The organism is Chryseobacterium sp. SSA4.19, assembly GCF_022601875.1.
Lineage (GTDB): Bacteria > Bacteroidota > Bacteroidia > Flavobacteriales > Weeksellaceae > Chryseobacterium.
The window spans coordinates 245,087-260,228 of record NZ_JAKVIP010000001.1; the positions used below are offsets into that span (position 1 = coordinate 245,087).

Sequence of the window (15,142 nt, forward strand, 5' to 3'; positions counted from 1 at the left end):
AATGTATAAAAATTTTATTAAGAGATGGATAGATTTTACCATTGCATTTTTAGGGTTATTAATTTTAAGTCCTATCTTCGTAATAGTAACCATTTGCTTATATTTTGCCAATGATGGAAAACCTTTCTTTTTTCAGGCGCGACCGGGTTTAAATGAAAAAATCTTTAAAATCATCAAATTTAAAACAATGAATGATAAGAAAGATGCAAGCGGAAATCTATTATCTGATGCAGAAAGACTTACTCCTGTTGGAGCTTTTATACGTAAAACGTCATTGGATGAATTGCCACAGTTAATCAATGTCTTAAAAGGAGATATGTCATTGATTGGTCCAAGGCCATTGCTTGAAAAATATTTGCCATACTATACGGAAAGAGAAAAATTAAGGCATTCATTAAGACCTGGTATTACTGGATGGGCACAGCTGAAAGGGAGAAATACTTTAAAATGGGATGATCGTTTGTCTTATGATATTCAATATGTTCAAAACGTTTCTTTAAAATTTGATCTTAAAATTATTTTCTCAACATTTAAAAAAGTTTTTAAATCAGAAGATATAGTTGTTGATCCAAGATCCATAATGAAAGATTTAGATGAAGAAAGAATGCACAATTAAAAAATTGCATGATGATTCCCAACTAGATAGTTTGGTCAGGATGCACAGAGAGATTTTTCTGAACACAGCGCTTCAGGATAAATTGATTTATTTTGATGAGAATTTCCGGGAATATTTTCGAAAAGTATTATTGTATGAAAATCAATACATTTTTGGAATTTTCTTTGATTGTGAAATTAATGGTTTTTTACATTTTAAGAAATATGAAAATTCTCTTTTCCTAAATAATATTTTCATAGATGAGAAGATTCGCGGAAAAGGCACTGGAACTTCTGTATTAAATAAAATTCTGCATCAGCCTTTTATTGGAGAAGAAGGTTTCGAATTTTTGGAACTTGATGTTTTAGAATCAAATCCTAACGCAAAAAGATGGTATGATAAATTAGGCCTCTTTGAAATAAATAAAGATACTTGGTATCTTGTAAATCAAATTAGTATTAACAAGACGATTAACCCAAATTTTGAAATAGCTGTTGACGATAATAACTTTAATAGTGTATTCTATAATAATAAAAAGGTCGCCACTATTATTAATGACTCTTACATTATTGCCCATGATAAAATAGCATTAAAATATACTGCTCAAAAAAATATACTATACAAAGGCAGAGATTTGGTATCTTCTAAAGATGAATACATGCAATATTCAGAGATCGATTCCTCTATAAGAATGAAAGGAAAAATTTCACAAATCACAAATACATTACAATGTTTAAATTTGAAATAATTGAGAACGGTTCTGAAAAGTGGAAAGAAATCATTAATCAGGCTGCTGTTTATGATTTTCATCACACATCATATTTTCATAAAATTGATACTGCTTTTACTTCAAAACTATTGTTTTTTTCCGATGGTGATCATTTTATAGCCTTACCGATTGTTATAAGGCCTATCCAAGATACTGCTTTTTTTGATGTCACTTCCGTATATGGATATGCCGGACCTGTTCATAAATTCGGTGAGAGTTATGATCCTGTGGAGCTGTTGTTATTTTTTAAAACAAATTTTGTTGCTTTCTGTAAGGAACACAATATAGTTTCAGTATTTTCAAGACTGCATCCGCTCATTGATCAAAAGACAATTCTTGAAGGTCTTGGAGAAATTGTAGATTTAAACAAAACAGTATCTATAGATTTAAAAAAATCTGCTGAAGAACAGCGTAAAGAATACCGGAAGTCTTTAAAATCGGAGCTCAACCAACTGGGCAGAAAGGAAATTTATGTAAAAGAAGCAGATAGTCAGGAAGAAACAGATCAATTTATTTCAATCTATTATGAAACAATGGATAGGGTACATGCGGCTTCTAACTATTACTTTTCTAAAGAATATTTCTATGAGTTTTTAAATAATCCTGATTTTAAATCCAAATTATTGATTGCTGTCAAAAATGAAAAGGTGATTGCAGGAGCCATTTTCACGTTGACAGAAAAAATTATGCAATATCATTTGGCCGGGACAACAGAAGAGTTTATTCCGGAAACACCTATGAAATTAATTTTAAACGAAGCCCGCTTACTAGGAAACGAGACCACTGCTGAAGATTTACACTTAGGAGGCGGTGTAGGAGGTCAGGATGATGATTCGCTGTTTAGATTTAAATCTGCTTTCTCAAAAAATTTCAAACAATTTTCAGTATGGAAATTTATAGTAGATCAAGAAATTTATGATGAGCTGTCAAAAGATAAAACCCATCCTTCTTTTTTCCCTTTATATAGATCATAAACTTTAATTTTGTAAAAAAATAATGAATACAAAAATCTGGCTCTCTTCTCCACATATGGGTGGAACCGAATTAAAATACGTACACGAAGCGTTTGATGCCAATTGGGTAGCCCCTTTAGGCCCCAATGTAGATGGTTTTGAAAAAGACCTGGAAAAATTTTTACATGATGATGTGAAGGTAGCCGTTCTTTCTGCGGGAACTGCAGCCTTGCATTTGGCTTTAATTGAATGTGGAGTGGGATATGGCGATGAAGTCATTTGTCAGTCGATGACCTTTTCAGCTTCTGCCAACCCGATTGCTTACTGTGGGGCCACGCCGGTTTTTATAGACTCGGAAAAAGACACCTGGAATATGTGTCCTGTTGCCTTGGAGGAAGCGGTGCAGGACAGAATCTCTAAAGGCAAGAAGCCAAAGGCCGTTATTGTTGTTCATTTGTACGGAATGCCTGCAAAAATGGCTGAGATTACAGCAATTGCAGATAAATATCAGATTCCGGTGATTGAAGATGCCGCCGAAGCATTAGGTTCTACTTATAAGGGCAAAGCATGCGGGACTTTCGGACGTTTCGGGATTCTTTCATTCAACGGAAATAAGATTATTACCACTTCGGGTGGCGGTGCTTTGGTTTGCCATAATCAGGAAGATAAAGATAAGGCTGTTTTCCTGTCCACTCAGGCCAGGGATAATGCTCCTCATTATCAGCATTCCCATATCGGATACAATTATCGTATGAGCAATATTGTGGCAGGGATTGGCCGAGGACAGATGGAAGTATTAAATGATCGGGTAGAAGCCCGAAGAAAAATGCATGATTTCTATGTTGGGGTTTTCAATAATATTGAGGGTGTTGAAGTATTTACTGAGCCCACAGAAGAATTCTATTCCAACCATTGGTTGTCAGCCATCGTAATCGATGAAAGGATCACAGGAAAGAACCGGGAAGGTTTACGACTTGCTTTTTTAGAAGACAATATAGAATCCAGGCCCCTGTGGAAACCGATGCATCTTCAGCCTGTTTTTGCAGAAGCTCCGTATTACGGAACTGATGTCGCTGAAAAATTATTTGATGATGGTCTTTGTCTGCCGTCGGGATCCAATCTCTCTGATGAGGACAGAATAAGAATCGAGAACGTGATAAAAGATTTTTTTCAATAGGTATAAAAATTTTTAAATCATAAAGTTTTAACTGGATTAAATATCCGGAATCAGAGGAGTCTATAGGGGCTCCTCTGATTTTATAATATGGAGTATGATATCATTTAATTGAAAATAACATAATTTTTAATCCTCAGAAAATAAAATCGTTCCAGAAATAGTATTGTAAGTCATAAGACGGCATACTGCAGTATAACAGGTTTTTTTCGTGAAAATTAAAATGAATCTGAACTGCTGTCATAAGATCTCTGATAATAAGTGCACGGATTTTGCTTAACATGTTTCCCACCTTATGAAAAATAAGGTTAATCTGAAATATATGAAGTGTACTATGCAGTTGTTTTCTAAAATTACGTTTTTCACCATTCCCTTTTTCTTCCTGAAAATAAGCGCCCAGGCGGAGATCAAAGTAAATGCCGCTTTCCTTCCTGTAGGAATGTTCAATATCGCCGCCGAAAAATCCTTAAATAAGAATTTTTCTTTGCAGGCAGAAGGTTTTATATCACCCTGGAAATCATTTGCAGGAAAGAATCTCCAGATCTATATGGGAACATTGGAAGGAAGGTATTATTTTAAAGAAATGATGAAAGGTTGGTATATTGGTGCTTACGGAAGTATTGCAGCATACAATTTTCAGAAATGGAACTATTTTAAAGCCGAAGCAGTCCTGAATGCTGACGGAAGCCCTCAGCTTCTAGCGGATGGAAAGGTACGGATCACGGAGAGGTATCAGAAAGGCCTTACTTTTATCATCGGAATAAGCGGAGGATATCACTTTACAGTCAATGAAAAGCTGGGATTGGATATTTATGCAGGGATCGGAAACAGCCAGTCTATCTATAAAGGATACTTTAAAGACAATAATCAACGGTACGACGGTGCGGAACAGTGGAATAAAAGCGGAGAGACCCTACCGACCAGAGGCGGAGTCATGATAACATATAAGTTGGATTAAAAGATATTGGAATGATGGGGCAGTAAAAGGCTAAAGCGAGTTTTGATTTTAGAATAATAATTAAAAATGAAGAATAACACCTGCTTTTTATAAAATATGGATATATTTGCAAAGTTTTATTAAATCTGAAAATTCTAATTATCAAAATATAGTCCAACCAATGGATCAAAAGAACAATAAAGAAATTAATTTTAAAGAACTCTTAAATCCCTATCTGAAAAACTGGAAATATTTTGCCGGAATGGTTTTCCTGATGGCGTTATTGGCAGTTTATTATATAAAAACACAAGCCCCGGTATATAAATCACAGACTTCCGTTTTAATTAAAGATGCTAAAAAAATGTCTGCAGCGTCCGGTGATATCGGCGTACTTCAAAGCTTGGGAGGCCTTAACGGGATGGGAACCAGCAGTATTGAAAATGAGGTAGGTGTTTTTGAATCTAAAAGCATTGTGGAAGATGTTTTGAGAGACCTGAATTTTCAAACTACATTTTACACAAAACAGACATTCAGCAATATTGAATTGTACGGTGAAACCAATCCTTATATATTGAATGTCATTCAGGAAAAAAAGAATATCGATTTACCCAAAAAACCCATCTTTATAAAAAGCAAAGGGAATCAGATTATTCTGTCTTCCGATGAATGGGAGAAGGATATTACCACTACTTTTAACAAAACGACCACGCTGCCTTTTGCTATCATTATGATAAGCAAAAATCCTTCCTATAAGGCACCTTACAAGGTTGATATGTCCGATGTATATTTTCATTATACAACTTTTGATAATGCTGTTAATGATTATCAGGAAGCTTTAAAAGTGGATTTATTAGACAAAGACGGAACCATCATCACCCTATCAGTGGATTTCCAGAATAAAGACAGGGCGAAAGACTTTTTAAATGGATTGGTAAGGCAATACAATGTTTATGCAATCAATGATAAGAATATCGAATCTAAGAAAACCAAAGATTTCATAGATAAAAGGATTGTTCTTATTTCAAGAGAATTGGGAGATGTCGAAACTCAGAAAGAAGATTATAAATCGAACAATAATATTGTTGATCTGTCTACTGAAGCCAGAATTAACCTTCAGTTAAAAGAACAGAGCAAGTCTCAGATATTAGAGATAGGAACTCAATTGGAACTTAACAATATTCTGCGTAATGCTTTGAATAGAAAGGGAACCGGGGACCTTCTGCCTTTTAATATTGGTTTACACGACGAGACTGCTGCCAAATCTATTCAGGAATACAATGCACTCGTGCTGCAGCGGAATAAATATTTGCAGGAAGCAACTCCGGATAACCCGGTGGTGAAAAATCTTGATAAGCAGATCGATGAAATGAGGTCTTCTTTGTCTGAAACCTTGCAGAAAAATGCAACTACTTTAGAATTAGGAAAAAGAAAAGTAGAAGTACAGCTTGGAGGTTCTGAAAACATGATCGGTAAAATACCGACTCAGGAAAAATTATTCAGAACCATAGAAAGACAGCAGCAAATAAAAGAAAGCCTTTACCTGCTCCTTTTACAGAAAAGAGAGGAAGCGGCAATAAGTATGGAAATAACTGCGGAGAAAGCCAGAATAATAGACAAAGCCTTTATATTTAAAAAGCCTGTGGCTCCGAGAAAAGTGGTGATTTTAGGGGTTTTTCTATTAATTGGGATGTTAATTCCGTTCTCGATTATCTATTTAAGAGGCCTTTTGCAGAGCACAATAATTACCCGTGCAGATATTGCTAAACTTACAAAGCTTCCGGTCATTGCAGAAATTCCAAAATTGAAGAGTAAAGATAACATATTGGTAAGCTTCAATGATGCTTCACCAATTGCTGAATCTTTCAGAATATTACTTACTAATTTGAAGTTTATGCTTCCCGCAAAAGATACGGCACATACAATTATGGTAACGTCATCGGTAAAGGGAGAAGGCAAAACATTTGTTTCAACCAACCTGTCCATTATTCTGGCTTCAGCGCGTAATAAAGTATTGGTGGTGGGAGCAGATATCAGAAACCCTCAGTTACAGCGCTACAATCCTGCGATGAAATCGGCAAAAGGGCTTACAGAGTTTTTGAGTGGTGAAGAAATTTCGATAGATAATATCATTCATCCAAGTGGTTATAATGATAACTGTGATTTTATTTATTCCGGATCTATACCGCCGAACCCGACAGATCTTTTGGAAAATGGCAGATTAGATGAACTTTTGATATCATTAAAAAATTTAAATAAATATAAATATATTGTTTTAGATACGGCTCCGCTTTTATTAGTGACAGATTCCTTCCTGATTGCTGATAAGAGTGATGCCATCCTGTACGTTACGAGATCTGAAGTAACAGAAAAAGATTATTTTGAGTTCTTGAATAATGCGATTGAAGATCATAAGCTTAAAAATGTTGGAATTGTCTTAAATGGAGTGAATGAGTCTAATTTTGGATACGGAAATAAATTCGGGTATGGTTACCAGGCAGATCAAAAAAAATGGTGGCAAAAAAAACTATTCTAATATTGATTCAGATAATTCTAATAACCCTTAAATGAATTTTTCTTCAAAAAAACTTACAATAAATGCCCTTTCGGCTGTTTTACAGGTTGTTTTTACAGCTTTATTGTATTTTTTTTTATATAAATATCTACTTGCCAAAATAGGAGTAGAGCAGTTAGGAGTCTGGTCTCTCATATTATCATTTTCATCCATTGCCAACCTGGCCAATCTGGGTTTAACTTCAGGATTGGTAAAGTTCGTAGCAGAATATCTATTAGAAAAAGATAAGACCAAACTTGGTAAGCTTATTTTTACTTCAACCTTATCAATGTCTCTATTATTTGGGGTTTTAAGTTTGATAATTCTTTCGTTTGCACAGTTTTTCCTCGGATATGTGGTAGAAAAGAAATTTTTAAATATTGCTTTGGAAATACTTCCCTATTCATTGGGGTCTCTTTGTATTAATGCCGTAGGAGGCGTGTTTACCTCTGTTTTGGAAGGTCATCAGAAAAATTATATCAGAAACTTTATTTATATTGTTTCGGGAATTATCATGTTCGGAGGAACGGTTTTATTAACTCCGATATATCAGCTTAAAGGGGTCGCTATTGCACAACTTATACAATCCATCTTCATTTTTGTTACCGCATTGTTATTTACGGTAAAAATAAACCAGGATAATAAGATCCGGTACTGGAAGTGGAGCTCAGAATCTTTTAAAGAATTATTTAATTACGGTTATAAGTTTCAGCTTGTTTCCATAAGCCAATTATTATACGAACCGGCTACAAAATTACTTTTGAGCAGATATGGAGGGCTTGCCCTTTTAGGACACTACGAAATGGCAACAAAAGCAGTAAATCAGTTTAGGGCCCTGCTTACAAATGCCAACCAGGTCGTTATTCCTGTGATTGCAGAAAAATCCAAAGAAGGCAGTTCTTCTTTTCTACAGAGTTTTTATGTGAGAATGAATCGTATCCTGCTTTTAATTACTTTACCCTTATCGACAGTTTTAATCCTTGCCACACCTTTTATATCCCTGATATGGTTGGGGAGCTTTAATGATGATTTTATGTTTTCCATGTTCATCTTGATTGCGATGACCTTTGTTAATGTGATGTGCGGGCCTTCATATTTTAGTGCTTTAGGAGAAGGAAGGCTTAATGTACTGGTTATTGTCCATATAAGCATGGCAATCGTGAATATTATTTTAGGGCTCATTCTAGGTAAGCTATTCGGAGGTCATGGGATCATTATTGCCTGGGGAATCGCACTTTCCGGAGGTTCTTTGGCACTGATCTTAAATTACAACAAGGCAATAAACATCAGGTTTTCACAAATGTTCAGAAAACAGGACCTAAGCTTATTTATAATAAGTGCAGCGATCATAGGCATCAATACCGTTGTTTTTCAGTTATTGTCTTCAGCGGGTCTGGGAATGAAATTAATTATTATCTTTTTGTCTTTATTGTTATTTTTACCGGTAATTATTAAAAATGACAATATCAGGCAGCTGAAGTCTGTTATCAAAAAAAAAGAAAGCAATGTTTGACAGGTCCTTTTTGCAAAATCCGATTTTCGAATATTTGAGATGGCTGAAAACAAAAATCAGGTATCAGTCAAAATACGATTATTTGAGAATAGGATACATGTCGAAATTGGTGAATGCGAATTTCGGAAGATACAACATGCTTGCTCGAAATGTTACGGTTATGAATTCGTCTATCGGAGATTTTTCATATGTTTCTGATGGATCTGTGATTAATGAAACCATCATTGGTAAGTTTTGTTCAATAGGGCCTAATGTGAGAACCGGGCCGGGAAAGCACCCTACCCATACGTTCGTGACGACACATCCTTCGGTTTATTCCAATCCTTCCAATTTGTTGAAAAATTTTTCTGCCAAAGATAATTATGATTATAAGAAAGAAATTACTATAGGAAATGATGTCTGGATAGGGGCCAACGCTCTTATTCTTAATGGTGTCAGCATTGGTGACGGAGCAATAATCGGTGCAAATGCCGTAATAACTTCTGATGTTGCACCGTATTCTATTATGGTCGGTATCCCCGGAAAATTAGTAAAATACAGATTTAATGAGGATGAAATTAATTTTCTGCTGGATTTTAAATGGTGGAATAAAGGAGATGAGTGGATAGAATCAAATGCTGATAGCCTTTTTGACATAAAAAATTTTATTAAATTAAATTCAGTATTGCAATGATTTTATCTTCATTATATGATCGCCTGATATTATCTCCTTTAAATAAAAGGAAATTTGGAGCTTTTGGAGATCGTTCGAGTCTTAACCATGCGATCCGTATAGAAAAACCAAAAAATATATTTATCGGCAAAAAAGTGTCTATCGGAAAATATGCATGGTTAGCGGCAAATCCGCTTACGGGACATTCTGATTGCAAATTGAAGATCGGGGATCATACTTATATTGGAAATTCTGCTCATATTTACTGTACAAAAAGTATAACCATAGAAAATTCTGTGCTTATTGCAGACCGGGTTTATATTTCAGATAATCAGCATGGGTTTAAAGATATCAGTCGCCCCATTATCGATCAGCCGATTGTTCAGCTTGCTGATGTTATTATAAAAGAAGGTTCCTGGATTGGTGAAAATGTATGCATTTCCGGTGCAAGTGTTGGTAAAAACAGCATTATTGGTGCCAATTCGGTGGTTACAAAAGATATACCTGATTATTGCATAGCCGTGGGTGCGCCTGCGAAAATTATAAAACGTTATTCAGTTGAGAAACAGGCCTGGATTAAAACTGATGACAAAGGGAATTTTATTGAGATATGAAAAATATATTGATTACGGGAGGGGCCGGATTTATCGGTTCCAATATAGCCCTTAAATTATTGGATAAAGGATTACGAGTGACGGTTTTGGATAATCTGTCACCGCAGATTCATGGTGAAAATCCGGAAATTTCTTCTCCATTATATAAAAGTATTTTTGACAAGGTCAATTTTATCAAAGGTACAGTGACGTCAAAAGAAGATTGGGCAAGTGCTATCAAAGGACAGGATGCAATTATCCACCTGGCTGCAGAAACAGGAACAGGGCAGTCAATGTATGAAATCCAAAAATATATTGATGTTAATATTGGAGGTACGGGGCTGATGCTGGATATTTTAGCAAATAACGATCATCATATTAAAAAAGTGATTGTGGCTTCTTCCCGTGCTATTTACGGAGAAGGAAGATATGAATGTCCGGATCACGGAATTGTCTATCCCACCGAAAGACGTGATCAGGAAATGGCAGAAGGTGATTTCTCCTGTAAATGCCCGGTCTGTAACAAGACCGTATCTTTACTGCCCACTACTGAAGACAGCAAAATTCATCCGACGTCAGTGTATGGTATTACCAAACAGAACCAGGAGCAAATGGTTTTAACTGTATGCAAATCTTTGAAAATTGCAGCTGTAGCGTACAGATACCAAAATGTCTACGGACCCGGCCAGTCTTTATCAAATCCATATACAGGTATATTATCCATTTTTTCCACAAGGATCAAAAATGGAAATCCGATCAACATTTTTGAAGATGGGCAGGAAACCAGGGATTTTGTTTTTATTGAAGATGTAGTTCAGGCAACTCTCTTGGGATTAGAAAACGAAAAAGCGGACGGGCAGGTCTATAATGTAGGAACGGGATGTGCAACTGACGTGATTACAGTAGCTAATACCTTATCAAAATTCTATAATCTGGAAATTCCGGTACAAATTTCAGGAAACTACAGATTGGGCGATATAAGACATAACTTTGCAGATATTGGCAAAATAAAATCTGAGTTGGGTTTTGAGCCCCAATGGGATTTTGATAAAGGAATAAAGGCTTTTACCGATTGGGTTAATGAACAGGAAATTCCGGAAGATAAATATGAATTATCTATTGAGGAAATGAAAAACAAAGGGCTTTACAAATGAGTAACAAAATAGGAATCGTTACTGTTTTGTATAACAGTGAATCCGTTCTCTCAGAGTTTTTTGAAACTTTAGGCAAACAGACTTACAAAAATTTTATTTTGTATGTCGTAGACAATCTTTCACCTGATGCTTCACTTGCTATAAGTAAAAGTTTAGCACAAAAATATCAGTTTGAGACGGTTATCATTGAAAATGGAGCAAACTACGGCGTTGCCAAAGGAAATAATATCGGAATAAAAAAAGCGCTTGAAGACGGCTGTAATTTACTGCTGATTTCAAATAATGATGTGGCATTAGAGGATCAGGCCATAGAAAAATTAATGACTGGTATGGAGCGTAATCATGCAGATTTAGCAGTACCGAAAATTTATTTTTACAAAACTAAGGTCCTTTGGGCTGCAGGCGGCGGCTTTATTAAAAAAAATGGCCTTACCGTACATTACGGACAAGATCAGGAAGATAAAGGACAATTTAACAGAGATCAGAAAGTAGATTATGCTCCTACCTGCTTTATGCTTGTTAAAAAAGAGGTATTTGAAAGTGTAGGGTTCATGGACGAAAATTATTTTGTTTATTATGATGATACAGATTTCGTGTACAGAGCATTAAACAAAAACAATAAAACATTATGGTATATTTCAGATTCTGTAATATCTCACAATGAATCCAGCTCAACGGGTAAAATGAGTGATTTCTCAATACGGTATCTGTGGAGGAATCTTGTTTATTTTGCTTTAAAAAATTATAACCTTTTGTATGCAGGATATGTTCTTGTATATAATTTTTTATATATTCTCATTGTATTATTTTTCAGGTACCCGGTAAAACAATGGAAAATAGCTTTGAATGCTTACAAGGAAGGGTGGCTGCTATATCTAAATAATAAACCTGTGCAATAGATATATTATTGCAATAAAATTAAAATAAATCAGAATAATTAATGGAGCCTACATTTAGCTACAGTTATTCAACACCATATCTTATTCTTATCTTACTGTTTTTTCTTCTTTTTTTGTGGGAAAACAGAGTAAGAAAGAATGACGGAAGCATCACCATGATCAGGTACGTTTGTATGCTGCTTTTTGTTGGTTTTTTCGGTCTTAGAGGGTATATGGATACCGATTTTGTTGTTTATTATCCAATATACGATTCAGCACCCACCCTTGATGATACAAGCGGAGTGATACGGTTTTTTACCCACGTTACTGAAGATTATCTTTTAAAGGTGGAACCAGGGTTTAAGGTTTTCGTGGTTATTCTTAAAAGCATTTCAAAAGATTATTTTTTTCTTCAGTTCGTATCTTCCTTAATAGATTGTATTTTTCTGAATTATTTCTTTAAGAAATATTCTCCTCAATATGTATTGGGTTTTATCATGTTTTTGATATTTTCAGGTCTCATTATAGAGTTTAATTTGATTAGAAATTCAAAAACGATATTTCTGTTTATTTATTCCTTACAATTCATAAAGGAAAGAAATGCGCTTAAATATTTTATATGCAATGGGATTGGTTTGTTTTTTCATTCGTCTGCAATCTTTTATTTTCCTCTCTATTTCTTTCTGCATAAAAAAATTCCGCATCAGTTTGTCTGGGGAGCCTTTATTGTAGGAAACGTTTTATATTTAGGGCAAATTAAATTTATTACCCCTATTGTTATTGCTTTAGGAAATATGGTGGGTGGTATTTATTCCCTGATGGCAGAAGCCTATTCGGAAAATAAATTATACAGTACCGGGTATGGAATTACCATGGGCTATATAGAAAAGGTTCTTACTTTCATCCTGTTTTACAGATCATATGTTAAGATTGGAGAATTAATAAAAGATGAAAAGTTGCTCAATATCTTCTTTAATCTGTTTTTTCTATTTACGGTAACTTACCTGTTTTTGTCTGAGTATTCCATATTGTTAGACAGAATGACAACCCTTTTTGTAATGTCTTACTGGATATTATATCCTTATGTATATGCGGTGCTTGAAAAAATGTTTAAAATGGTTTTCACTTTTATTTTGCTTCTGTTCGGTCTTTACAAAATGTATAATTCCAACAATAATATTATAAGAAAATACGAAAATATTTTGTGGGATAAACCTACCATTACAAGAGCTTATTATATCATTAATAAACATCTTGATAAGATTTTAAGTCCCAAAAAATAAACAATTAATTAGATTATCATGAAAATCGCTTTCTTATCCGCATTTGCGCTGGATGCAAACGCTTCTCTGATTAATGCACTCAGTAAAAAGTGTGATGTTTATTTTTTTATTGAAGCTTTATATGAAATTAATAATTTCCTGGATAAAGAGAAGTTAAAAAAAACCATCACTTCAGGGACAGAAGTTGAAGACCTGCAGCGTTTTCGTGATTTTATTTCATTAGATAAAACATATGTTATCAAAGGGACACGAAATGTTGATATTCTGAGGAAACTTTATATCTCATATAAGATTAACCGGTATATCAAGAAGATAAATCCTGATGTAATTATTATCGATAATTACATGCTTACATATTTTGTATCAACCTTAATGTTCAGGAAAAAGATGCTGATGATCGTACATGATCCTTTTTTGCATTCAGGAGAGAATTATGTTGTTGACAGGTACTTGAGAAATATCCACTTCAGTCTCATTAAACACAAGATACTTTTAAATAAAAACCAACAGAATGATTTTATCAGACATTATCATTTTGATCCGGATCATATTCACACTTCTTTTCTAAGTATTTATGATTTTTTAAGATATCATCAGAGTGATAAGCAGGTTGTTTCTTCCGAATTTAATATATTGTTTTTTGGAAGGATATCACCTTATAAGGGAATCAGATTCTTATTAGATGCATTTACATATCTTTTAGCGACTGGAAAATATCCTGATATCAGTCTTACCATAGCCGGAAGCGGTAGTTTTGATTTTGACATAGAGATTTACAGACAATATCCTGAAATTAAAATTCTCAATGAATATATTTATCCTGAAAAATTAGCAAATCTCATATCTCAGTCTTCAGTAGTGGTTTGCCCCTATATTGATGCTACGCAAAGCGGTGTCATCATGTCGGCTTTTGCATTTAAAAAGCCGGTTATTGCTACTAACGTTGGAGGATTACCTGAAATGGTGGAAGATCAGAAAACAGGACTTATCATAAAACCTCAAGATTCTCAAGCTATTGTTAATGCTGTATCCACACTCTATGACGACAGAAACCTGTTGGAAGAAATGTCCCATAATATAGAAAAAACGTATTTTTCAGGAGAAAAAAGTTGGGAAGCTTCTGCAGAGCAATTCCTCAGGGCATGTGAAAAAATTAATAAATGAAAAAAAGAGTGTATTCTTCTGCTGCGGACTCTATTTCTGTTTTCTTTTGTCACAGAATTATATTTGACTTTAATATTTATAACAACTAATGCCGGAAATAACCATTGCCATACCGTTTTATAATGCTGAAGCCTATTTTGAGATGGCCATTCTTTCTGTATTGTCTCAGACATTTGATAACTTTACGTTATTGTTAATTGATGACGGATCTACTGATTCATCTTTAAAGATTGCACAGAAATACCTGTCGGATAAAAGAGTTAAAATTATTTCAGACGGTAAAAATATAAACTTGGGGAATAGGCTCAATAGCATCCCTGCTATGACAGAAACCGAATTTTTGGCCAGAATGGATGCAGATGATATCATGCACCCGCAAAGAATTGAAAAACAATTAAACATCTTAAAAAGCAATCCTGATATTGATGTATTGGGAACCAATGCATATTCAATTGATGAAAATAATAATGTTGTTGGGCAGAGAATGGGGATTTCAGGTAATCCTCTCATTTCTGTAACTACATTTACACATCCTACGATTATTGCAAAAACGGAATGGTTTTTACAGAATCCTTATGATGTGCTCGCTTTACGGGTAGAAGATTCAGAGCTTTGGTTAAGAACCCATCATAAATATGTTTTTAAATCAACATCAGAACCTCTGCTTTTTTACAGGGAAATAGGCGATAAGTATTATAAAAAATATTTTCAGGGTTTACCCGGGATATTTTATATGCTTAAAAAGCATCGGTATTCCATTAAATATTCAATGTTTGCCCTGAAATATTTAATTGCAAGTATGTTGTATTATATTTTTAATGTATTGGGTCTGGAGCATATTCTTATACAGAAAAGAAATAAATTAAAGCTGGATAAAAAAAGCTACCGCTTTTACATTTAAAAAAGATTCTAGCATTGATGTCAAA

14 protein-coding genes are annotated in these 15,142 nt (G+C 34.4%); all 14 read left to right on the top strand.

Going from position 1 to position 15,142, the window contains the following annotated elements; all coding sequences use genetic code 11:
• Position 1 precedes the first annotated feature (1 nt).
• The 14 genes from MKJ01_RS01185 to MKJ01_RS01250 all read left to right on the top strand — a co-directional run bounded on the left by MKJ01_RS01185 (position 2) and on the right by MKJ01_RS01250 (position 15,117).
• On the top strand, positions 2-616 hold the full coding sequence (locus MKJ01_RS01185; protein ID WP_241611090.1) for a sugar transferase: 615 nt from the start codon (positions 2-4) through the stop codon (positions 614-616).
• Positions 594-1,343: an N-acetyltransferase gene (locus MKJ01_RS01190; protein ID WP_241611092.1), complete on the top strand. Its 750-nt coding sequence runs from the start codon at positions 594-596 to the stop codon at positions 1,341-1,343. Before MKJ01_RS01185 ends, MKJ01_RS01190 begins: the two co-directional genes overlap by 23 nt.
• Positions 1,325-2,338 (top strand): peptidogalycan biosysnthesis protein, encoded by a 1,014-nt coding sequence (locus MKJ01_RS01195; protein ID WP_241611094.1) that lies wholly within the window; start codon positions 1,325-1,327, stop codon positions 2,336-2,338. Before MKJ01_RS01190 ends, MKJ01_RS01195 begins: the two co-directional genes overlap by 19 nt.
• Positions 2,339-2,360: 22 nt before the next feature.
• Positions 2,361-3,494 carry an aminotransferase class I/II-fold pyridoxal phosphate-dependent enzyme gene (locus MKJ01_RS01200; protein WP_241611096.1) on the top strand — a complete coding sequence of 378 codons (1,134 nt, stop codon included), beginning with the start codon at positions 2,361-2,363 and terminating at the stop codon, positions 3,492-3,494.
• Positions 3,495-3,786: 292 nt separating this feature from the next.
• Entirely contained in the window at positions 3,787-4,449 is a 663-nt protein-coding gene (locus tag MKJ01_RS01205) for a DUF3575 domain-containing protein (RefSeq protein ID WP_241632413.1), read from the top strand.
• A 160-nt stretch (positions 4,450-4,609) separates the two neighbouring features.
• The gene (locus MKJ01_RS01210; protein WP_241611100.1) at positions 4,610-6,961 is read left to right on the top strand and encodes a polysaccharide biosynthesis tyrosine autokinase; all 2,352 of its coding nucleotides are present in this window, start codon (positions 4,610-4,612) and stop codon (positions 6,959-6,961) included.
• A gap of 31 nt (positions 6,962-6,992) precedes the next feature.
• A complete protein-coding gene (locus MKJ01_RS01215) occupies positions 6,993-8,492 on the top strand; it encodes a lipopolysaccharide biosynthesis protein (protein WP_241611102.1) in 1,500 nt (499 codons plus the stop codon).
• The gene (locus MKJ01_RS01220) at positions 8,485-9,165 is read left to right on the top strand and encodes a CatB-related O-acetyltransferase (RefSeq protein WP_241611105.1); all 681 of its coding nucleotides are present in this window, start codon (positions 8,485-8,487) and stop codon (positions 9,163-9,165) included. Before MKJ01_RS01215 ends, MKJ01_RS01220 begins: the two co-directional genes overlap by 8 nt.
• A complete protein-coding gene (locus MKJ01_RS01225; RefSeq protein ID WP_241611107.1) occupies positions 9,162-9,758 on the top strand; it encodes an acyltransferase in 597 nt (198 codons plus the stop codon). The genes MKJ01_RS01220 and MKJ01_RS01225 overlap by 4 nt, the downstream gene beginning before the upstream one ends.
• On the top strand, positions 9,755-10,891 hold the full coding sequence (locus tag MKJ01_RS01230) for an NAD-dependent epimerase/dehydratase family protein (protein ID WP_241611109.1): 1,137 nt from the start codon (positions 9,755-9,757) through the stop codon (positions 10,889-10,891). Before MKJ01_RS01225 ends, MKJ01_RS01230 begins: the two co-directional genes overlap by 4 nt.
• Positions 10,888-11,790, top strand: a complete 903-nt coding sequence (locus MKJ01_RS01235) for a glycosyltransferase family 2 protein (protein WP_241611111.1) — start codon at positions 10,888-10,890, stop codon at positions 11,788-11,790. The genes MKJ01_RS01230 and MKJ01_RS01235 overlap by 4 nt, the downstream gene beginning before the upstream one ends.
• 41 nt (positions 11,791-11,831) lie before the next feature.
• Positions 11,832-13,052: an EpsG family protein gene (locus MKJ01_RS01240; RefSeq protein WP_241611113.1), complete on the top strand. Its 1,221-nt coding sequence runs from the start codon at positions 11,832-11,834 to the stop codon at positions 13,050-13,052.
• An 18-nt stretch (positions 13,053-13,070) separates the two neighbouring features.
• Complete coding sequence (locus tag MKJ01_RS01245; protein ID WP_241611115.1) at positions 13,071-14,216, top strand: glycosyltransferase family 4 protein; 1,146 nt, start codon at positions 13,071-13,073, stop codon at positions 14,214-14,216.
• Positions 14,217-14,304: 88 nt separating this feature from the next.
• Positions 14,305-15,117 carry a glycosyltransferase family 2 protein gene (locus MKJ01_RS01250; protein ID WP_241611117.1) on the top strand — a complete coding sequence of 271 codons (813 nt, stop codon included), beginning with the start codon at positions 14,305-14,307 and terminating at the stop codon, positions 15,115-15,117.
• Positions 15,118-15,142 lie beyond the last annotated feature (25 nt).